The 21,709-nt window shown below is 71.2% G+C and carries 12 protein-coding genes; 7 read left to right on the top strand and 5 right to left on the bottom strand.

Annotation, left to right across the window (positions count from 1 at the left end; all coding sequences use genetic code 11):
• Nucleotides 1-264: 264 nt before the first annotated feature.
• Nucleotides 265-2,442 (bottom strand): peroxidase family protein, encoded by a 2,178-nt coding sequence (locus ACWDS7_RS19445; RefSeq protein ID WP_451930392.1) that lies wholly within the window; start codon nucleotides 2,440-2,442, stop codon nucleotides 265-267.
• 710 nt (nucleotides 2,443-3,152) lie between these two features.
• On the opposite strand from ACWDS7_RS19445, the gene ACWDS7_RS19440 reads away from it, so the two are divergent.
• Together ACWDS7_RS19440 and ACWDS7_RS19435 are read left to right on the top strand one after the other, a co-directional pair.
• The gene (locus ACWDS7_RS19440; RefSeq protein WP_451930391.1) at nucleotides 3,153-4,568 is read left to right on the top strand and encodes a nucleotide sugar dehydrogenase; all 1,416 of its coding nucleotides are present in this window, start codon (nucleotides 3,153-3,155) and stop codon (nucleotides 4,566-4,568) included.
• Complete coding sequence (locus tag ACWDS7_RS19435) at nucleotides 4,565-5,617, top strand: NAD-dependent epimerase/dehydratase family protein (RefSeq protein WP_451930390.1); 1,053 nt, start codon at nucleotides 4,565-4,567, stop codon at nucleotides 5,615-5,617. The genes ACWDS7_RS19440 and ACWDS7_RS19435 overlap by 4 nt, the downstream gene beginning before the upstream one ends.
• Before the next feature lie 411 nt (nucleotides 5,618-6,028).
• On the opposite strand, the gene ACWDS7_RS19430 is transcribed toward ACWDS7_RS19435, so the two are convergent.
• Entirely contained in the window at nucleotides 6,029-7,429 is a 1,401-nt protein-coding gene (locus tag ACWDS7_RS19430) for an FAD-binding monooxygenase (protein ID WP_451930389.1), read from the bottom strand.
• Nucleotides 7,430-7,459: 30 nt separating this feature from the next.
• Nucleotides 7,460-7,645: a hypothetical protein gene (locus ACWDS7_RS19425; protein ID WP_306876084.1), complete on the bottom strand. Its 186-nt coding sequence runs from the start codon at nucleotides 7,643-7,645 to the stop codon at nucleotides 7,460-7,462.
• 288 nt (nucleotides 7,646-7,933) lie between these two features.
• Here ACWDS7_RS19425 and ACWDS7_RS19420 point away from each other — a divergent pair, with 288 nt between their 5' ends.
• Nucleotides 7,934-8,956: an alcohol dehydrogenase catalytic domain-containing protein gene (locus ACWDS7_RS19420; protein ID WP_306876085.1), complete on the top strand. Its 1,023-nt coding sequence runs from the start codon at nucleotides 7,934-7,936 to the stop codon at nucleotides 8,954-8,956.
• A 504-nt stretch (nucleotides 8,957-9,460) separates the two neighbouring features.
• Nucleotides 9,461-10,681, top strand: a complete 1,221-nt coding sequence (locus ACWDS7_RS19415; protein WP_451930388.1) for a methyltransferase domain-containing protein — start codon at nucleotides 9,461-9,463, stop codon at nucleotides 10,679-10,681.
• Between the two features lie 70 nt (nucleotides 10,682-10,751).
• Here ACWDS7_RS19415 and ACWDS7_RS19410 read toward each other — a convergent pair whose 3' ends face one another.
• Nucleotides 10,752-11,945: a DegT/DnrJ/EryC1/StrS aminotransferase family protein gene (locus ACWDS7_RS19410; protein WP_451930387.1), complete on the bottom strand. Its 1,194-nt coding sequence runs from the start codon at nucleotides 11,943-11,945 to the stop codon at nucleotides 10,752-10,754.
• 668 nt (nucleotides 11,946-12,613) lie between these two features.
• Between ACWDS7_RS19410 and ACWDS7_RS19405 the strand changes: the two genes are divergently transcribed.
• The 3 genes from ACWDS7_RS19405 to ACWDS7_RS19395 all read left to right on the top strand — a co-directional run bounded on the left by ACWDS7_RS19405 (nucleotide 12,614) and on the right by ACWDS7_RS19395 (nucleotide 20,652).
• Nucleotides 12,614-13,654 carry a methyltransferase gene (locus tag ACWDS7_RS19405; RefSeq protein WP_451930386.1) on the top strand — a complete coding sequence of 347 codons (1,041 nt, stop codon included), beginning with the start codon at nucleotides 12,614-12,616 and terminating at the stop codon, nucleotides 13,652-13,654.
• A 147-nt stretch (nucleotides 13,655-13,801) separates the two neighbouring features.
• Nucleotides 13,802-19,003: a type I polyketide synthase gene (locus tag ACWDS7_RS19400; protein ID WP_451930385.1), complete on the top strand. Its 5,202-nt coding sequence runs from the start codon at nucleotides 13,802-13,804 to the stop codon at nucleotides 19,001-19,003.
• On the top strand, nucleotides 19,000-20,652 hold the full coding sequence (locus ACWDS7_RS19395) for a (2,3-dihydroxybenzoyl)adenylate synthase (protein WP_451930384.1): 1,653 nt from the start codon (nucleotides 19,000-19,002) through the stop codon (nucleotides 20,650-20,652). The genes ACWDS7_RS19400 and ACWDS7_RS19395 overlap by 4 nt, the downstream gene beginning before the upstream one ends.
• 101 nt (nucleotides 20,653-20,753) lie before the next feature.
• On the opposite strand, the gene ACWDS7_RS19390 is transcribed toward ACWDS7_RS19395, so the two are convergent.
• Nucleotides 20,754-21,599, bottom strand: coding sequence for an alpha/beta fold hydrolase (locus ACWDS7_RS19390; RefSeq protein WP_306876094.1), 846 nt, complete (start codon nucleotides 21,597-21,599; stop codon nucleotides 20,754-20,756).
• Nucleotides 21,600-21,709 lie beyond the last annotated feature (110 nt).

Raw genomic sequence — 21,709 nt, 5'->3', positions numbered from 1 at the left:
AGATATCGCAATCCACACCGAACCCGCAGGCCCTTCACTCTTCAACGATCCACAGACCGTGTCGCCCTGCGTTCTCAACGTCCGTGGTCATTACACCTAGACGGCCAGGACAGGCCCGATGCACCCGAGGCGGCAAAGGACACACCCTCTGCGGGGCCGTGCCTTCCTCGTAATGCTCAACGCCGCCGGCAGTGACAGGGACACAAGCTCCGAGCCACTACCGGCGGCGAGGCCGTACATCCGTTCAGGGGGCCGTTGCGGTGATCAGATCTCCGCGCCGGTGCCGCGTGGGGTCCTGCGGCGTGCCCTGCGGGTCAGCGACACGCCGGGTGCCTGTCCGACCGGCAGTGCGGCCGGTCCCCCGGGTGCCCGGAAGGTGGCGGCGCGGCCGTTACCGGCGCGGGTGGAGGAGTTGGGCACCACCGGCTCGGCGGCCGACGGGCTCGGGGCCGCCTTGCTCTGCTGCTGGGCCTGCGGGGTGAAGAACACGTTCGGGGACATGGTGTCCCGCGGGATGTCGGTGTTCAGGGCGATGATGTCACCGAGCGGCTTGCGGTAGTCGATCCCGAAGACCTTCCGGATGAAGGGCAGCAGCGGGTCGTTGGCGTGGAAGAAGCGGTCGCCGTCGCGCAGCGCCGTGAACTCCCTCTTCCAGATCGCCAGCTGCGTCTCGCCGAACTCCCGGCCCGGCAGGTGCGGCTCAGCCATCATGCCGACGAAGGCGTCGACATCGGCCACGTCGGCGTAGACCGCCTTGAGCCGCGCGGCCAGCGGCGTGCGGCGCACACCGCTGGTGGCGTTGTCCGCCTCGGCCGTGGTCGGGTTGCCATTGATGTCGAACAGCTGCGTGAAGTCCATGCTGTCGGGGTCGTTGATCTCGTTGCCGGGGGTCAGCAACGGGTCGGAGGGGAACGAGTCGGACGCCTCACCGGTGATGGCCTTGAACGAGGTCTTCGCCGGCAGGCCGTACGCCTGACGCAGCTGGTTGTAGGTCGGCATACCGTGGTCGCGGCCCCGCTCGATGTCGAGCGCGCCCAGGTCCGTCACACCGACGACACAGTCCGGCAGCGTCGGGTCGTCGCCGCACAGCGGGTTGCCCGAGAGCTCGAAGCCCGCGCTGCGCAGCAGGTTGTTGATCTGCTCGTCGTTCTTGTTCTGCGCCTTCAGGCCGATGCCGTGCAGCATGGGCCCCAGCTGGAGCATCTCCAGGAGGTCGGGGTTGAAGAAGGCGTCTTCGCCCAGGGGGATGGCCAGTTCGACTTCGTCGTCCTTGACCACGACGTCGATGTTCATCGCTTTCAGCGCGTCCAGCGTGGCCTGGCTGTAGCGGCCGGTCTCGGCAGTGATCCTGAACTTGGGGCGGATCTGGCTGTGCCCGCGGTATCCGACGGTCGCGAACTCGTTGGTGACCGTCGCGTCCACCTTCGGCTTGTATCCCCTGTAGGGAGGCAGCGTCACACCCAGCGTGGGCAGGAACTCGTTGTAGGTGACGTACTGCTGCTCGGCGATGACGACGGCCCGGGCGATCTGGAACTTGTCCTGCTGCGACACCCAGCTCGGCAGCAGGGAGACGATCCGGTTGTGCTCACGGGCGAACAGCGTCTGTGTGGCCAGCAGCGCGGGGTTCTCGTTGGCCCGCTGATCGCCGGTGACGGCGGCCCGGGTCGGCTTGGTGAACAGCTGGCCGCCGATGACCATGGCCGGCGCGGTGTCGGGGTTGCCGCGGCTGTCTCGCCGGGGCAGGTAGTTACCCGGCATCAGCAGCCGCGCGTCGTTGTTGTCCGGGTTGCCGTCCACGCTGCCCTCACGCATCCAGTCCAGGCGCGCGTCGGTGTCCCCGTAGACGGCCGAGGCCTCGATATAGGAACTGATCGTGTTGATCTGGTCGCGGGCGCTGGTGACACCGCTGCCAGGGGCGGGGGCGGAACGCTCGAAGAAGATGACCCCGAGGTCGTTGCGGAACTTCTCAAGCGGGTCGTTCTTGTCGAAGGGGGTGTTCAACGCCTCCCCGGGGTCGCCGGTCCCCCGCCGGCCGAGCCGCTGGGCCATGGTGTGGTCGAGGAACTGGCCCCAGACGAATGCCCACTGGCTGACGTTGCGCTCGGAGTACAGATTCTGGTTGCTGTCGTTGAAGACACGGTTGCTCACGTACCGGGCGTTGGGCCCCGAGGCCGGCTTGTTGAGTCCGTCGGCGTAGCGCGCCGGGGCCAGCCGGGGGTAGAGCGCCCCTGCCACACCCCAGTCGGGGTGGGACCGGTTGTTCTTGGCACCGCTGAGGCTCTGCGCCTCCCAGATGCCCAGGATCGGGCGGTCCGAGACCCCGCCGTCGTCGGCGTGGGCGGTGCCGTTCATGCTCAGTCCGCCGGCGACCACGAGCGCGACGAGCGAGAGTGCTCTTCCACGCCGGGTCCGATGGCGACCAGGGCGCGCGAATGCACGCATGGTGTTCTCCTCTCCACACACCGATGACCGCGGCGGTTCCGCCGGAGAATCGTTATCCCGTGCAGCCTCACACCCAGCCTCTCGACACCACATCTTCTGAATTGCGGAATATGAGTGGATTTGTGAGTGCTTTGCGGGTACGCCGTAACCCTCCGCAGCGGGCTGTGCCGGCCGGCACGGTCGCCGCTGAACCGGCGGTCACAGCCCGCTGCGGCACGTGCCGCGCCTGCCCTGACCATCCCGCCACAAAAGGCCCAGATCAGCGGATGGAGGCGGGTATCGGCCACCGGGCCGCGGCACATGGGAGGGCCGCCGATCCGCCGTCCTCCGCGGCACCCCCGAGACGGCCTCACCTGTGCCGGCTCCGGGCATCCCGGGGCGGCCGCCAGCGCCGCAGCCGGCGCGCTCCGGCGGTTGGGCAAGCCAGGAGATGCAGCGTAGAGCGGCCGGGATGACGATGGGCTGAGGATCGACGGATCCAGGGCGGCCGATGGCCAAACGAGAAAGCAGCGATCATTTGGTGGCGACGCGAGATCACTCGGCTGTCTATCGGGGTTCGGTCTGTTTCTCTCATACTTTCTCGGAAACCTACGCCAGCACGCCCCAACGGAGAATTCAGGTCGCCGCTCACTGATGACGAAGGATCGACCCCGTATTTCTCTCGATTGGAGACGTAGATGCGTTTTCTGCCCGACCGTGAAAACCTTAAAGTGGCAGTCATCGGCTTTGGGTATGTCGGCTCGTGCATCGCGGCGACACTGGCCGACCGCGGCTTCGACGTCGTCGGCGTGGACACCGATCCCCGGCTGATCGAGGAACTGGCCCGCGGCTACTGCCGGTTCCAGGAGCAGGGGCTGGCCGACATGATCTTTCGCGGGGTGACGACCGGGCGGCTGCGCGTCACCACCGACAGCGCCGAGCTCGGTAGCGCCGACGTCGTGCTGATCGCGGTCGGCACCCCGATCCGCGAGAAGGGGGCGCTGGCCGACGAGCAGCTGCGCGGCGCGTGCCTGGAGCTGAGCCGCCACCTCCGCCAGGGTCAGCTGGTGGTGCTCAAGAGCACCGTGCCGCCGGGCACGACCCGAGATGTCGTGCTGCCGCTGCTGGAGCAGAGCGGGCTGATCGGTGGTGTGGACTTCGGACTGGCCTTCACCCCGGAACGGCTCGCCGAGGGCACCGCCCTGGCCGAGCTGCGCACCTTCCCCATCGTGGCCGGCGGGCTGGAGCCGGACAGCACCCGGGACGTGGCGGCGTTCTGGCACAGGGTCCTCGGAGTCGAGGTGATCCCGCTGGACTCCCTGGAGTCGGCGGAGATCGTCAAGCTCGCCGACAACTGGTGGATCGACCTCAACATCGCCCTCGCCAACGAGCTGGCCAAGTTCTGCGCCCTGTACGACGTGGACGTGCTGGACGTCATCGCCGCGGCCAACACGATCCCCAAGGGCAAGGGCACCGTCAACATCCTGCTGCCCAGCGTCGGCGTGGGCGGCTCCTGCCTGACCAAGGACCCGTGGATGGTGTGGCGTTCGGCCCGCCGGCGCGGCGTGGAGATCCTGACCGCGCCGGCCGGCCGCGAGGTCAACGCGGGGATGCCGGAGTACACGGCGCAGCTCGCCATCGACGAGCTGGTCAAGCTGGGCAAGAACCCGGCGACCGCGAAGGTGGCCGTGCTGGGCCTGGCCTTCAAGAACAACACCGGTGACCTGCGGGCCACCCCGACGCGGGGAGTGGTAGAGACCCTGGTCGAGACCGGCGCCCAGGTGCGCATCTTCGACCCGCTGGTCGACGTCGCCCACGCCGAGGAACTGTTCGGCATCACGCCCGCGGCGAGCCTGCAGGAGGCCGTGCAGGACGCCGACTGCATCGCCGTACTGGCACTGCACCGGGAGTTCGAGGACATCGACTTCGCGGCACTGCCCGTCGCCCGATCATGCCTGCTGCTCGACGGGCGGGCCTACTACTCCAAGGAGAAGATCGCCTCACTGCGCCGCCTGGGCTACCTCTACCAGGGGATCGGGCGGGTGGGCGCCCCCGCCGCCCCCGACCCGCACAGCTACCCGGTGGCGCCGGTCTCGCGCCTCGTCGAGGGTCCCGTGGCCGCGCTCTACGTGGAGTCGGGCTCATGAGCGCCGCGCACGAGAGCGGCAGCGCGGGCGCCACGGCCGGCAAGCCCCACAACGGCCAGGTGCACCGCCCGTCCCGGGTGGTCGTCACCGGCGGGAGCGGCTTCGTCGGCAGCCACCTGGTGGAGCGGCTCATCGCACAGGGCGACCAGGTCACCGTCTTCGACGGCGCACCGCCGTCGAAGACCTCCACCGGGCAGCACGCCAGACACGTCGAGGGCGACATCCGCGATCCGGCGAAACTCGCCGAGGCGATCACCCCCGGGACCGACATCGTCTACCACCTGGCCGCGGTCGTCGGCGTCGACCAGTACCTGGCCCGCCCGATGGACGTCATCGACATCAACTTCACCGGCACCCGCAACGTGCTGGACCTCGCCCACCGGACCGGCGCGAAAGTCATCCTGGCCAGCACCAGCGAGGTCTTCGGCAAGAACCCCGCCGTGCCGTGGCGCGAAGACAGCGACCGGGTGCTCGGCGCCACCTCCTCCGACCGCTGGTCCTACTCCTCGGGCAAGGCCCTGGCCGAGCACCTCACCTTCGCCTTCGCCCGCCAGCACGGGCTGGAGGCCACGATCGTGCGCTACTTCAACGTGTACGGCCCCCGCCAGCGGCCCGCCTACATCGTCAGCCGGTCGATCCACCGGGCCCTCAACGGGCAATCCATGGTGGTCTACGACCAGGGGCGGCAGACGCGGTGCTTCACCTTCGTCGACGACGCCATCGAAGGCACCATCCTGGCCGCCACCCACCCCAAGGCGGTCGGTGAGTCCTTCAACGTCGGAAGCATGGTGGAGACCACGGTCGGGGACGTCGTCCGGCTCATCGCCGAACTGACCGGGGCCGGCCCGTCGATCATCGACGTCGACACCAGCCAGCGGCTCGGCCCCGCCTATGAGGACCTGTCCCGGCGCGTCCCCGACAACGCCAAGGCGCGCGAGATCCTGGGCTGGGACTGCCGGACCCCGCTGCGCGAGGGACTCCTGCAGACCATCGAATGGGCCCGCTCCAGCCCATGGTGGCTCGGCCTGCCCGACAGCGGAGCGGCCTGACCCTCCGGCGCGCAAAAGCTGAGAGCCGGCGCGGGCGGGTCCCGGAAAGGACCCCTCCGCGCCGGCTCTCAGCGCGCCTACGGCGTGCGCTCAGGCATCCCGCCCAGACCTTTGCCCGGACCACTCGGCAGGCGGACGGCCGCGCACCTCCGCCGCCTCCGGCCCCCCGCACCGCACCGGCCGGCGCCCGCACCCGGACAGACCGACGCCCCGCCGTCTCCGGCGGGGCGGGCACCTCCCGTCAGCGGCCGCCTGGACGCCGCCGGCCCCGGCACCGGGACCCGTGGCGGCCGGGGCCGGCACGGGCTCCCCGGCCCGGCGGTCACATCCGCGCGGCCGCGCTCATCTCGGCGCGGCCGGGCCGGATGAAGTCACCGGCCGACCGGCCCGCTCCTCCACCCGGCACGCGGCTCACCTGGCGGCGGCCTTCGACCTGGGACGGGCGACGGTCCGCTGCGGCACGCTGGGCAGCGCGGGCTTGCGCCACAGCTGCCGCAGCACGCTGATGATCAGCGCAGGCCGCATGAGCGTCTCCGGCGGGTCGATGAGCCCGGCCACCCTCATGAACGCGGCGGTGAAGCGCGGGTCCTGGGTCGCGGCCTTCTGCAGCAGGCGCATGAACGCGTTGCCGGCCCGGACCTTCAGCGTCCGCTTCCCCTGCACACCGGGGAAGCTGAGGTTGACGCTCGAGGTCATCTCCCACGCCGGCTTGATGATGTCGGCCACATCCTGCTGGAAGTCCTTCGGCTTCGGCGCCACCCCCCTCGCCAGGTGCCTGTGCAGGGCGAGCGCCTCAAGGGAGGCCAGCGTCTGCGCCTGGGCGTACACCGGGTTGGGCGTGCACACCGCGTCACCCATGATCAGGAACCGCTCGGGCAGGTAGGGGAGCAGGTCGTAACGGCGCCACATCGTGGTGGGGAAACGGAAGAGCGCCGGATCGTCGAGCGGCTCCGCCTGGATGATCGTCTCGTAGATCTCGGGCGCCGCGAGGGTCTTGACGAACTCGTTGAAGCCCTCCGGGTCCGTGGGCGGGTGGTCGCCGAGGATGCCGTAGGCGGTCAGCTCCACCTTGCCGCTGTCGGTCTTGGTGAAGATCGCGCCCCGGGGCAGCGCGGCGGAGGCGACCGGGTTGATCGAATGGTCGGTGCCGAACGGGTCGGTGCCCGGCTTCAGCACGTAGTGCCGGCTGACATAACCCAGGCCGACCTTCATCCCGTCTTCCTGGACCCGCAGATACCCCATCTGCTCCAGCCACAACGGAGTCCGCGAGCCACGACCGGCGGCGTCGATCACCAGGTCCGCCTCAAGGATCTGCTCCTTGCTGCCCTTGGCCTGAGCCTGCACCCGCGCCCCGGTCACCCGGGAGTGATCGGCCGTCGTGACCAGACCGACGATGTCGGTGTTCTCCATGAAGGTGACGTTGGGCATGGCCTGCACCCGCCGGCGGACGTAGAACTCCATGATCGGGCGGGTGGCGGCGATGGAGGTCAGGCCGGCACGGACCTGCTTCAGCGGCTCGCCGTTGAAGTACCAGCGCACGGTGCCGGCCATGTCCGACAGCGGGATCCCGTCGTCGACCATCTCCTGGGTGATCCCGGGGAACATCTCCTCCAGAGCGAGCTGGCCACGCGCGAGCAGCCCGTTGATGTGCCGGGTCTGCGGGGCGCCACGTCGCCACTCGGTCACGTCGATCAGCGTGTCACGGTCCACCAGCACCACTTCGCGGTAGGCCTTGCTGAGCGCGCTGGCGGCGAACAATCCGGTGATACTTCCGCCGAGCACGACCGCACGGTCGCCGACTTTAATACTCATGGCGATCATCTCCTCGAGTCTCGATCCAGATCAGGCATTCCGATGGATGTCGCCGAACAGAATCGGACAACCACGTTCGGGACTTGCCTTGTCGACGCCGGTTCCGTTGCCGGTGGATGAGAGCCCCACATCGACCGTGCTGTTCCTTTTCTCGGCGGGACGCTTGCGAAAAGCAGCATTTCCGGACAGGCGGCGCGTCGGTGCCGCCTGTGCCACGCCCTCGCATCGTCACAAGTGAGTGTGCCGCCGGGCATCTCCTGAATTGCGTAGTCGCGCAGGCGCCGATCGCACCCTGCGACGCCCGGCCGGCGCGCCCGCGACAGCGCAATCGAAAAGATGCCGGACCCATGCGCCGGTGTGAGGATGCGGTTGCGGAGCCCGGCGGCGGCCGCGGTGCCACCTGCCGAGCGCGCAACGGCCGAGACCGGCGTCTTCCAGCGGTGCGCGGCCTCGGGCCGGACCCGCCGTAGGACTAATTCCCCGCACCGCGAAGGTGGGTTGGCAATGAAGGCTGCCGTCATTCCAGAGGTCAATGCCGCGTGGGAGCTGCGTGAGGTGCCGACGCCACGGCCGGGCCCCGGTGAGGTGCTGATCAGGGTTCACGCGTCCGGGATCTGCCACAACGACGTGCTGGCCACACGGGGCATCATCCCCTTCCCCGCCTTCTCCCCCGCCGTCACCGGGCATGAACCGGTCGGCGAGGTCGTGGAGGTCGGCGCCGGAGTCACCTCCCGCAAGGTCGGTGACCGGGTCGGCACCACCTGGATCCAGGGGACATGCGGGCGATGCGACTACTGCGCGCTCGAACTGCCGGTCTCCGGGCAGGCGGCGTTCCGCTGCGCGGCCCCCGCGATGACGGGCTTCACCGTGCCGGGCGGGCACGCCGAGTACATGGTGGCCGCCGCGAGCGGCACGGTGCTGCTCCCCGACGGCCTGGACTACGAGCTCGCCGCCCCGGTGCTGTGCGCCGGCTACACGGCCTGGTCCGCCTTCCGCGTGGGCGCCCCCAGGCCGAAGGAGAGGGTCGCCGTCCTCGGCATCGGCGGTCTGGGGCACCTGGCGCTGCAGTTCGCCGCCGCCGGCGGATTCGAGACCGTGGCCATCACCCGGTCGCCGGACAAGCACGCCCTGGCCCGGGAGCTCGGCGCCGACACCGTCGTCGGCAGCGGCGAGGAACTGCTCGCCGCCGGCGGCGCCGACGTGATCCTGGCGACCGGCCCCTCCTACGCCGCCGCCACCGACAGCATGCGAGGGCTGCGGCTCGGCGGCCGGATCGTGCTGGCCGGGATCGACGGCTTGGAACCGTTCACGCTCGCGCCGGACCTGGCCAGGCCGTTCTTCGCCCAGCGGCACCAGGTGCTCGGCGCCACCCACGAGGGTCCGCAGTACCTCAAGGAGGCCCTGGAGGTGGTCGCCTCCGGGAAGGTGACGCCGAAGGTGGAGGTGTTCGACAAGACCCAGGTGGCCGAGGCGCTGGACAAGGTCGCCAAGGGCGAGGTGCGTTTCAAGGCCGTCGTGACCTACTGACCGGACGGCATGCGGCTGGAGGGGCGCGGCCACCGCGGCGTCCGGCGCGACCGGGCCGCCGCCGGGCCGCCCACGCCGCCCACCCGGGCACCCGGGCACCCGACGGGCCGCCGGCGCCACCACGCCCCCTCCGGGGGACACCTCCACGCCGGCGGCACGCCACAGGGCCCTTTGGCCGCCCCCCGGCTCCGCGCGCGGCGGCCCCGGGGGCGCCGGCGGCCGCCCGCCGTCGCGGGCACGGCACCCGCAGCGATGGATGCGGCCGGGAACGGACGCGTGACGATTCCGCAGCCCCCCGGCCCGCGTACGGCGAGAGCGCCCCGGCCCTCCATGAGCGGGGGTTCCCCGGCGGCCGTGCGAGCACTGCGCCCATAAGAGGAAACCAGATTTTCTGGCCGATATAAGCATCTGCGCTAATTATGTGACCATTCTTGGAACGGCGGACGGGCGAAATCGGCATCCGCGAAGAAGCGCGACCACGACACCGACGGTTAAGCTCAGTTCATGTACACCAAATGTCGGGTTTGTGGCGGGAAAGTGCAGGAGTTCGTCGACCTGGGGCGGCAACCAACGGCGAATGGTTTCCTGCTGCCGCACGAGGCAGAGCAAGAATTCTTTTTCCGGCTCGCCGTCGGCGTGTGCGAACTCTGCACGATGGTGCAGCTGGTCGAGGAGGTGCCGCAGGATCTCAGATACCACGCCGGTTACCGGTACCACGCCTCCGGATCGGCCGGCCATCGCAAGCACTTCGAGCAGAACGCCCGGCGTTTCCTGGAGACCGAGCTCACCGGCTCCGACCCGTTCATCGTCGAGATCGGCTGCAACGACGGCGTGATGCTCTCGACGGTCGCGCAGGCCGGCGTGCGGCACCTGGGCATCGAGCCGTCGGCGAACGTGGCCGAACTGGCCAGGGCCAAGGGCGTCCGGGTGCTGTCGGAGTTCTTCGACGAGCAGACCGCGGCCGCCGTCCGCTCCGAGCACGGCGAGGCCGACGTCATCTTCGGCGCCAACACCATCTGCCACATCGCGCACATCGACTCGGTCTTCCGGGGCATCGACGCGCTGCTGGCACCCAACGGCGTGTTCGTGTTCGAGGAGCCCTACCTGGGCACCATCATCGAGCGGACCGCCTTCGACCAGATCTACGACGAGCACGTCTTCTACTTCAGCGTGACCTCGGTGCAGGCGATGGCCAGGCACTTCGGGTTCGAACTGGTCAACGCCGAGCACATCCCGCTGCACGGCGGCGAGATCCGCTACACCCTGGCCAGAGCCGGCGCGCGCACCCCGGCGCCGGCCGTCGACGCGCTGCTCGCCGAGGAGCGCGCCCGCAGGCTGTCGGAGACCGAGACGTTCGAGCACTTCGGGCAGACCGTCAAGCGCGTGCGGGACGACCTCGTCGCGCTGCTGCACAGGATCCAGTCGGACGGGCAGCGGGTGGTCGGCTACGGCGCACCGGGCAAGAGCTCGACGGTCACCAACTACTGCGGGATCGGGCCGGAGCTGGTCCCGTTCGTGTGCGACTCCACCCCGTCCAAGCAGGGACACCTCGTGCCCGGTTCGCACCTGCCGGTGAAGCCGCCGGAGGCCTTCTCCGCCCCTTACCCGGACTACGCCCTGCTGTTCGCCTGGAACCACGCAGAAGAGATCATGGCCAAGGAACAGGGCTTCCGCGAGGCCGGCGGCCGCTGGATCCTCTACGTGCCCGAGGTCCACATCGTCTGAGACCCCCGGCAACGCCATCGGGGCGCCCCCTCCGGCAGTCGGAGGGGGCGCCCCGGTCGTGCGCCTGAGGTCATCCTGCCCTGCGGTCCGCCACGGCGAGCTTCACGCCCCCGGCGCCGCCGAGGCGCTCGCTCACGCACTCGCGCACCGCCTCGATGGTCCGCTCGACGTCGGCGTCGGTCAGCGCCTGGTGCATCGGCAGCAGCAGCGTCCTGTCGGCCGCGGCCTCCGCGTTGGGCAGCAGGGCGCCCGACCCGTAGGCCGCGACCTTGTGCAGCAGCGGGTAGCGGAAGGTGGTGTAGATACCGCGCTCGTAGAGGTCACGCGCGATCTCGTCCCGGATGCCGCCCTCGAACTGCACCCAGTACATGTAGTAGGAGGACTCGTGGCCGGCGGGCAGCGGCGGCGGGCACAGCAGGCCGTCGAGGCCGGCCAGCCCGCTGTCGTAGCGCCGCGCGATCTCACGCCGGCGCTCGATGAACTCCGGCAGCCGGCTCAGCTGGACGTTCCCGATGGCGGTGAGCACGTCGTTGGTGACCGAGCGCCTGGAGAACGACGAGATCTCGAAATCCCACCACCGCGTGCGGGCGCGCAGCGCCTGGTCGTACCCGCTCTTCTGCTCCAGCCCGAAATAGGCCAGCTTGGGCGCGCGCGCCGCCAGCTCGGGGTCACGCACGTACAGCATCCCGCCGTCGACCGTCACGACGATCTTGCCGTGGTCGAAGCTCCAGACCCCCATGTCCCCGAACGTCCCGCACGGCCGGCCGTCGACGCGCGAGGCGATCGCGATCGCGGCGTCCTCGATCAGGAGGATCCCGCGGTCCCTGCACAGCTGCGCGATCTGGGCGACCTCCCCCGGATAACCGCCGTAGTGCAGGATGAGCACCGCCTTGGTCCGCGGCGTCAGCACGGCCTCGACGTCGGCGACGGTGGGGTTCAGCGTCCGCGGATCGACGTCGCAGAACACCGGCTGCGCGCCGCGCGAGGCGATGGCGTTGCCCGCGCCGACGAAACTCACCGTCGGCAGGACCACCTCCGAGCCCGGCCCGACACCGGCCAGCTCCATCGCTATGAACGTCGCCTCGGTGCAGGAGTTGACCGACGTCACATGCTCCCGGCCGACACCGATATGGCGCGCGAACCCCGCCTCGAACTCGTTCGCCCTCTCACCACGGCCGACCCAGTTGCTCTCGAAGACCTCCCGCACCGCCGCCAGCTCCTGTTCACCGAGCGACGGTTGAAAAACGTTGATCATGTCGACCATCAGGTTCTCCTTCACGGACGTGGTGCGAGGCGGCCCGGCGACGCCGTCTGCGGCGGATCCGGCCGTGCCACCCGCCGGGTGGGCGCCGGTGGTTACGGTCAGGAGGCCGGTGCCGGCCCCTGTCCTTCCTGCTGTCCGGCCCCGGCCGGCGCCCCCTGCGCGCACCCGCCGGCGCGAGATGCCAGAGCGTGACGACGGCCGGCACGGCCCGTCCCGGCCCGGACGGCGGACCGGCCCCGGACTCATCGCCACCCGGCCGCAGCCCCCCGCCCCTCCCGGCGACGACCATGAGTGGCGGCACTCCGCGGCGACGCCGTACGGAGTGATCATCTCAGTGACCCGCACGCCGGGGCATCTTCTCGAATGCGATGCGAGGACGGCGCGGCCGGCGATCCGCCCCGCCGCCACCGCGCAACCCGCGGCGCGACACCGCCACCGTGCCGCGCGGCATCGCACTCCAGAAGGTGCGGACCACAAGTGCCGCGATCATGCTTGGTGGAGACGTCGTGTCAGGAGCGACGAGTATCTGAGACGCGAGCAGGAAGGGCTGGATCCGAGGAGGCGACAGAGCCACGACCAGGAAGGCGCTTCCCCTCAGGACGCGGTCACGGCCGTGGACCGGGCAGTGCTTCCGCCTTTCGCTCGCCTTCCATCTGCGGAGGAGATCCATGGCCGCCAGCGTCACCATCACGGATGCCGACTACTTGCGGATCATCATTCACGGCACTACCGCATTCGAGTTGCTGCGCACCGGGCTTGAGTTCGACCTCTTCGAGCTTCTGGAGGGGGCGGGAGGGATGGACCTCAAGGAGGTCGCAACGGCGATCGGCGTGGAGGAGCAGCCCGCGCGCGTCCTGCTGCTCGGGCTGACCTCCCTGCTGCTGCTGGAGAAGCAGGGCGACAAGTACGTCAACAGCGAGATGGCCCGGCGCAAGCTGCTGCGCTCCGGTGAGCGCTTCCTCGGCCCGCTCATCGACATCCAAGCCAAGATCATCAATGCCAGCCTGGTCGACTTCGCCGAGTCCATGCGGCAGAACACCAACGTGGGGCTGCGTCACATCAGCGGCCCGGGCACGACGCTGTACCAGCGCCTCACCGCCCACCCCGAGCTGCAGAAGGTCTTCTACGACAACATGGGCGACGCCTCGCAGCGGGCCTTCGCGCAGATCCTCGACCGCTACGACTTCTCCAACATCCGCCACGCCATCGACATCGGCGGCGGCGACGGCACCAACAGCATCGAGCTGGCACGGCGCTACCCGCAGCTGGAGATGACGGTCTTCGACCAGGAGAGCGTCACCCGGCTCGCCTCGCAGCGGATCGAGGACCCGGACCTGCACAAGCGGGTGCACTTCCACGCCGGCGACCTGTTCGCCGACCCGCTGCCCCCGGGCGCCGACGCGATCCTCTTCTTCCACATCTTCGAGATCTGGTCGCTGGAGCGCAACACCGAGCTGCTGCGCAAGTGCTACGACGCGCTGCCCGAGGGAGGTGTGTGCCTGGTCTACAACTTCACCTCCAACGACGAGGGCACCGGGTCGATGAGCGGCGGACTGGTGTCACCGTACTTCCTGGCGCTGGCCTCCGGCGAGGGCATGACCTACTCGCCCAACGACATGGAGAAGGCCGTCCTCGACGCGGGTTTCTCGCGCATCGAGCGCTACCAGGACATGGGTTTCAGTCACACACTCGTCGTCGGCCACAAGTAGGAACCCCGTTCCACTGGTTCTGAGCTGCTCTCGAGGCCCCGGAGGGAGGCCTGCGACGAGCGAAGGAGGGCTCTGGTGCAAGGACAAGGGGATGACCGTGGCCGGCGCCGTTTTCAAGACCGTCAACACGATGACGCGGGACCGCCGATGAACTCCCCCGAACCCGTCGCCATCATCGGGATGGCCTGCAGATTCGCCGGGGACATCGACTCCCCGGACAAGTTCTGGACCCTCCTGCGCGAGGGCGGCGACACCATCGGGGAGCTCCCCCGGGACCGCTGGGACTGGTACGCCTCCCAAGGCCGGGAGCACGCCGCCGCGGTGCGCGACGTGACCCGGCGCGGCGCGTTCCTCAACGACGTCAAGGGCTTCGACGCCGACTTCTTCGACATCACCCCGCGCGAGGCCGCCCTCATGGACCCGCAGCAGCGCATCGTGCTGGAGCTGGCCTGGGAGGCGCTCGAACACGCCGGGATCCCGCCCCGCGATCTCGGCGGGAGCGACGCCGGGGTCTTCATGGGGGTCGGCGCGGACGACTACGGCCGCAGGCTGCTGGAGGACCTTCCCCGCATCGAGGCGTGGACCGGCATCGGCGGCGCCTACTGCGCGGTGGCCAACCGCGTCTCCTACGCGATGGACCTGCGCGGCCCGAGCGTGGCGGTCGACACCGCCTGCTCGTCCTCACTGGTGGCCATCCACCTGGCGGCGCAGGCGCTGCGCGCCGGGGAGTGCCCCGTGGCACTCGCCGGAGGCGTGCTGGTGATGGCCGCGCCGGGGCTGTCCCTGGTGCTCGACGCCGCCGGCGCCACCTCACCGGACGGGCGCAGCAAGTCCTTCGACGCCGACGCCGACGGCTACGGCCGCGGCGAGGGCGGCGGCGTCGTCGTCCTGAAGCTGCTGTCGGACGCCCGGCGCGACGGCGACCGGGTGCTCGCGGTCGTCCGGGGCAGCGCCGTGCACCAGGACGGGCGGACCAACGGCATCATGGCGCCCAGCGGCGAGGCACAGGCCCATCTCATGCGCCGCGCCTACCGGGCCGCCGGGATCGACCCGGCCACGGTCGGCTACGTGGAGGCCCACGGCACCGGGACCCGGGTCGGCGACCCGCTCGAAGCCGGGGCGATGACCTCGGTGTTCGGGCCCGGCCGCCCCGAGGGGCAGCCCTGCCTGATCGGGTCGGTCAAGCCGAACATCGGCCACCTCGAAGCCGGCGCCGGCGTGGCAGGCGTGATCAAGACGGTGCTCGCGCTGCAGCACGCCGAGATCCCGCCGAGCCTGAACTTCACCACGCCCAACCCCGCCATCCCCTGGGACACCTCCGGCCTGCGGGTGACGACGGAGCTGACCCCGTGGCCGGACACGGGCGGACCCCGACGGGCCGGCGTGTCCGGGTACGGCTACGGCGGAACGATCGCGCACGTCATCCTGGAGGCGGCCGACGCGCCCGCCGAGCAGGCCGCCGACGACAGCGGCCCGGCCCTGTACCCGCTGTCGGCGGCCAGCCAGGCCGCCGTCGGCCAGTACGCCGGCCGCCTCGCCGACCGGCTCACGCGAGACGGCGAGACGAAGACCGCCGACGTCGGCCACACGCTGGCGCACCGGCGCACCCACCTGCCCCACCGGGCCGCGGTGTTCGCCGCCGACCGCGAGCAACTGATCGCGCGACTGCGCGAGCTGGCCGGATCCGGCACGGGGGCGGCGACCGGGACCGTGCCACCGTCCACCGGCCGCGGACTCGTCTGGGTCTTCTCCGGGCACGGCTCCCAGTGGACCGGGATGGCCCGCGAGCTGCTGGCCACCGACCCGGTCTTCGCCGGGGTGATCGACCGGCTGGAGCCGGTGTTCGTCGAAGAGATGGGCGTGTCGCCCCGCTCGACGATCCTCGACGACGCCCCGCAGCCGGTCGACGTCATCCAACCGATGATCTTCGCGGTGCAGACGGCGCTCGCCGCACTCTGGCGGGCCGGCGGCGTACGGCCCGACGCGGTCATCGGCCACTCGGTCGGCGAGATCGCCGCGGCGGTCACCGCCGGGGTGCTCACCCTCGAACAGGGCGCGAGGCTGGTCTGCCGGCGCTCGGTGCTCCTGCGCCAGGTCGCCGGCCGGGGCGCCATGGCCATGGTGAACCTGCCGCCGCAGGAGGCCGAACAGCGCCTCGGCGACCGGCACGACCTCGCGGTGGCGGTCGCCGCCGCCACCGGATCGGCCGTGGTCTCCGGCGACATCGAAGCCGTCCGGGAGATCAGCGAGCGGTGGCAGGCCGAAGGGCTCGGCGTCCGCCAGGTCGACTCCGACGTGGCCTTCCACAGCCCGCACATGGACCCGCTGCTCGACGCGCTGGCCGCGGCCGCCGCCGACCTGCCGCCGCGGACGCCCGCCATCCCCGTCTACACCACGGCACTGCACGACCCTCGCTCCACCGCACCGCGAGACGGCTCCTACTGGGCGGCCAACCTGCGCGGGCAGGTGCGCTTCGCCCAGGCCGTGACCGCGGCCGTCGAGGACGGCTACCGCCTGTTCGTCGAGGTCTCCCCCCACCCCGTCGTGGAACACTCCATCAACGAGACGCTCGACGGGCTCGGCGTCGAGGACGCCTTCGTCACGCACTCCCTGCGCCGCAACCGGCCCGAACGCGAGACGCTGCTCACCAATCTCGGCCTGCTGTACTGCCACGGCGCGGAGGTGGACTGGTCGGCCCTGTGGCCGGGCGGCACGCTCGCCGACCTGCCGACCACGGCCTGGCAGCACAGACCACACTGGAGCGAGGAGCCGGTGGGCCGCTCCTCCCTGACCGAACAGCACGACCCGGCCGGCCACACCCTGCTCGGCGGCCGGACCAGCGTCATCGGCACGACCCCGGCGCAGGCGTGGCTGACCTACCTCGACCGCGACTCCCGCCCCTACCCCGGCGACCACCCGGTCCGCGAGGTGGAGATCATCCCGGCGGCGGTCCTGCTGAACACCTTCCTCACCGCCGCCGCCTCCACCGGGCCCTGGCCGGATCTGACCGACGTGGCCCTGCGCGTGCCGGTCAGCGTCACCAGCCCCCGCAACCTGCAGATCGTCCTGCAGGACGGCACGGTCCGGCTGTCGTCCCAGATCGCCGACGACGGCGCCGACGACAAGGGCTGGGTCACGCACACCACCGCGGCCGTCGAGCCGCACTCCGCCCCGGGCACGCACCCCGAGCCCGACGACGTGGCGGCCGGGGAGGAGCTGCCCACCGACTACGTCGTCGACCGGCTCGCCGCGCTCGGCGTGGCCGCCATGGGCTTCCCCTGGGCAGTGGAACGGATCCAGCTCGGCGAAGGCACCCTCGTGGCCACCGTCCGCGCCGACCAGGACGCCGACACCGTGCCCACCACGTGGGCGCCCATCCTGGACGCCGCCCTGTCGACCGCCTCGGTGGCCTTCTCCGGACCGCCGATCCTGCGCATGCCCGCGCACATCCACCGCGTCACCCTCGCCGAGACCTCACCGGCACGGGCCCGCGTCACCGTGCGCGTGACCGGCGACGACGCCGTCGACGTGGAGATCGCCGACCTCGACGGCACCGTCGTCGGCAGGCTGTCGCGGCTGCGGTACGGCGTGCTGGACAGCGACGTCGGAGCGGTCACCAACCCGCGCCGCCTGGTGCACGAGATCACCTGGCGGCCGGCGGAGCGCAAGGAGTCCCTGATCACGCCGGAGATGGTCCTCGTCGGCCCCGACACGGCGCTGCTCGGCAGGCTGACCGAGCGGCTCGGCGGCTCGGGCATCCCGCACCGCATCGCCGCCACGCCGGAGGAGCTGCGCGACTCCGAGCTGACCGGCGACCACATCGTCCTGGTCGTGCCGGCGCTGGGAGCGCCCGGCGAGGTGGACGAGACGGCGGCCCACGCCTCGTGGCTGCTGGCGCGGACCGCGCAGCGGCTGGCCGGCACCGGGCTGGTCACCCCCGCCCGGCTGTGGTGCGTCACCCAGGGCGTGCGTGAGAGCGCGGACGAGCGGGCACTGGGACACGGCCCGCTGTGGGGCCTGGGACGGATCATCGGCGGCGAGCATCCCGAGTTCTGGGGCGGCGTCGTCGACATCGGGCAGTCACCGGAGGACGTGCCCGGCCTCATCTCCGTCGTGCGCACCATGCGCGGCGAGGACGTGGTCGTGGTGCGCGACGGCGAACCGTCACTGCCGCGCCTGCGCCGGCTGGAGGGCGACCCCGTCCGCCAGCCGATGACCTGCCAGCCGGACGGCACCTACCTGATCACCGGTGGCCTCGGCGTCCTCGGCCTGGAGGTCGCGCACTGGCTGGCCGACCGGGGCGGGCGACGGATCGTGCTGGCCGGGCGCCGGGCGCTGCCGCCCCGGGACGCCTGGGACCGGCTCACCGACCCCACCGAGCTGGCGCAGGTGGAGGCCATCCGGTCGCTGGAACGGCTCGGCGTCACCGTGGTCACGGTGGCGGTGGACATCGCCGACGCCGAGGCCGCGGCGAAGCTGCTGTCGGCCGCCTCACTCGGGCTGCCCCCCATCCGGGGCGTCGTGCACGCCGCCGGCGTCCTGGACAACCACACCCTCCGCACCCTCGACGAGGGATCGCTGCGCACCGTCCTGCGACCCAAGGTGAACGGCGCGCTGGTGCTGCACAGCCTGTTCCCGCCGGGCAGCGTGGACTTCTTCGTGCTGTTCTCCTCCAGCGGCCAGCTGCTCGGCCTGCCCGGCCAGGCCAGCTACGCCGCCGGCAACGCCTTCCTCGACGCGCTGGCCGCCCACCGCCGGGCCGCCGGGGACAGCGCGACCACCAGCTTCGGCTGGACCTCCTGGCGAGGGCTGGGCATGTCCACCTCCTCCGCCGTCATCGACGTCGAGCTGGCCGCGCGCGGCACGGCCGACATCAGCCTCACCGAAGCCTTCGGCGCCTGGGAGCTGGCCGAGCGCTACGACCTCGGCTACGCGGCCGTCCTGCGGACCATCCCGCTGGAGGCGGGCGAGCGCAGGCTCCCGCTGCTCAGCGAGCTGCCGTCGGACACCCCCGCCGAGGAGAGCACGGCCGAGCAGACGACCTCCCCGTGGATCGGCCTCAACGGGCCCGATCTGCACCTGTTCCTGACCGAGGAGATCCGCCGCCAGGTCGCCGCCGAGACGAAACTCGCGGCGACCGAGGTGGACCCGCGCCACCCCCTCATCGAAATGGGCCTCGACTCGGTCATGACGATGCGGATCCGGCGCGGGCTGGAGAAACGGTTCCGGCTGCCGCTGCCGGTCACACTGTTCTGGGACCGGCCCACCATCGACGCGGTCGCCTCCCTGCTGGCCGAGCGCATCGACGGCTCCGAATCCGCCCCGCTCAGTGAAGGGAGCGTGCGATGAAGCTCGACGGGGTGGTGCCCTGGCCCGCCGACCTGGCCTACGCCTACCGGGCGGCCGGCTGCTGGCGGGGCCGCCCGCTGGGCTCCTACCTGTGGGAATGGGCCGAACAGCGGGGCGAGCGGATCGCGGTGGTCGACGGCGGGCACCGGCTGACCTACCGCGACCTGGCGGTGAACGCCGACGCCCTGGCCGAGCGGCTCGCCGACCTCGGCCTCGACCACGGCGACACCGTCCTGGTCCAGCTCCCGAACTGCTGGGAGTTCGTCGTGGTCACCCTGGCCTGCTTCCGCCTCGGCGTGGTGCCGGTGATGATGCTGCCGCCGCACCGCGAGCACGAGCTGGTCTCGATCGGGACGCACGTGCGGGCCAAGGCCCTGATCGTCCCCGACACCTGGCGCGGCTACGACCACCAGGACCTCGCCCACCGGGTGGCGGCCGCGCTGCCCGGGCCGGCGCGGGTGCTGGTGGTGGGCCAGGAGGTACGGCCGGACAGCGTCGACGTGCGCGGCCTGCTCGAGCAGGACGGCGACAGCGCGGCCCGCCGCCGCCGGCTCGACGGGCGGGCACCCTCCGGCTCCGACGTCGCGGTGTTCCTGCTGTCCGGAGGGACCACCGGCGTGCCCAAGGTGATCAGCCGGACGCACGACGACTACGAGTACAACATCCGGCGCAGCGCCAGGGCCTGCGACTTCGGCCCGGACACGGTCTACCTCGCCGTACTCCCGGCCGGCCACAACTTCCCGCTGGCCAGCCCGGGGATCCTCGGCGCGCTGTTCTCCGGCGGCCGGGCCGTCCTGCTGCCCTCGCCCCGCCCGGAGCCGGTGTTCGAGGCGATCGAGGCCGAGGGCGTCACCGCCACCTCGGCCGTCCCCGCCGTGGTGCTCAAATGGATGGAGGAGGCCGCCACCAGCCGCCGCGACCTGTCCAGCCTGCGCTACGTCCACGTCGGCGGGTCCGTGCTGTCGCCGGAGATCGCCGCGCGGATCGGCCCGGCCCTGGGCTGCCGCCTGCAGCAGGTGTACGGCATGGCCGAGGGCCTCATCTGCTACACCCCGGCCGACGCCTCCGAGGAGGTGGCCCACACCACGCAGGGCGCCCCCGTCAGCCCCTACGACGAGCTGCTGGTGGCCGGCCCGGACGGGCACCCGGTACTGCCCGGGGAGATCGGCGAGCTGCTCACCCGCGGCCCCTACACCCCGCGCGGCTACTACGGCGTGCCCGACCAGAACAGCGTCTCCTTCACCCCCGACGGCTGGTTCCGCACCGGTGACCTGGTGCGGATCACGCCGGAGGGCAACGTGGTGGTCTGCGGCCGGGTCAAGGACCTGATCAACCGGGCGGGCGAGAAGATCTCGGCCGGTGAGATCGAGACCCTGGTGCAGGAGATGCCGCAGGTGGCCGAGGTCGCCGCGGTGGCCATGCCCGACCCGGAGGTAGGCGAGCGGGTCTGCCTGTTCGCCCGCCTGCACCCCGGCCAGGAGCTGACGCTCGGCGACGTCTCCGCCGCCCTCACCGCCCGCGGCCTGGCCGCGTTCAAGATCCCCGAACGGCTTGAGGTGCTGGACGACCTGCCGCACACCCCGATCGGCAAACCCGACAAGAAGGTGCTGCAGAAACTTCTGCTCGCCGACGTCGCGGGCACCGCCTGAGGCCCCACGACCGCGGTCCCGCACCGGCTCGGCGGTGCGGGACCGTTCGGGTTTCATCCCCGCCGGCGCCCGGCCGGCACGTGGGCCGGGCGCCCGCGACCTCAGCCGTTCCTGGGGCCCAGCACGCGGGCGAGCAGCTCGGCGAACTCGATCGGATGCGTCACATAGCCGACATGGCCCCCGGGAAAGTCCACGATCCCGATGCCGAACCGTTCGGCCAGCACCGTGTTGGGACGGTAGGGGAAGTGCTCGCGCGATGCGCTCCCGCCGGCCAGGACCAGCCGGTCCGACACCGACTCCAGCGCCGCCAGGTCGGGGACGAAGGCCGGATAGGTCAGGATCTCGTGCTCGAACCAGAACACCTGGTTGCGGCGGAGCCGGGAGAGCATCTCGGCCAGCTGCTGCGGGGGCAGCTCGGCGTCCTTCGGCGGCCGCGTCGGGCTGGTCATGCCCATGCGGGTCCTGAAGACCTCCCTGGCCGCCTCGATGCCGGAACTCTGATAGGTGTCGTACAGGTCGGCGTAGAACCCGAGCCACCGGTCGGAGTCGGGCAGTATGGACGCCAGCGGCGGCTCGTGTGAGATCAGCGTCCGGACCTGGTCGGGGTGCCGCTCCAGCAGGGCCAGCGCGATGATGGCCCCGGAGCTGCTGCCGAACACGTGCGCGGGCGTCCGGGCCAGGTGGCCGAGCAGGCGGTGGATGTCGTCGACGTCGGCCTCCAGCCGTCGCCCGCCGTCCACCGGCCCGTCGAGCGGGCTGCGGGAGAAACCGCGCCGGTCGTATGTGATGACCGTGTAGCGGTCGGCGAGCGCGTCCGCCATCGGCCCGAGCGGGGCGGCGTCGCCGTTCCCACTGGGGATCAGCAGCAGCACGGGGCCGGTGCCACGCACCTCGTAGTAGAGGCTCGCACCCGGCAGGGGGAGCATGTCGATCGTTGGCGTGCGCATCGGTCCTCCAGGTTGCCGGTCAGCGGGGGCAGAGCGCGGCACGTGCCCGCCCCGTCAGGGGAGTCCACGCCCTGCGAGCCGACCGGGACGGACGCCGAGCTCCTGGCAGC

It is taken from the genome of Streptosporangium sp. NPDC003464, from assembly GCF_053588315.1.
This window is presented reverse-complemented; position numbering and strand designations above follow the sequence as displayed.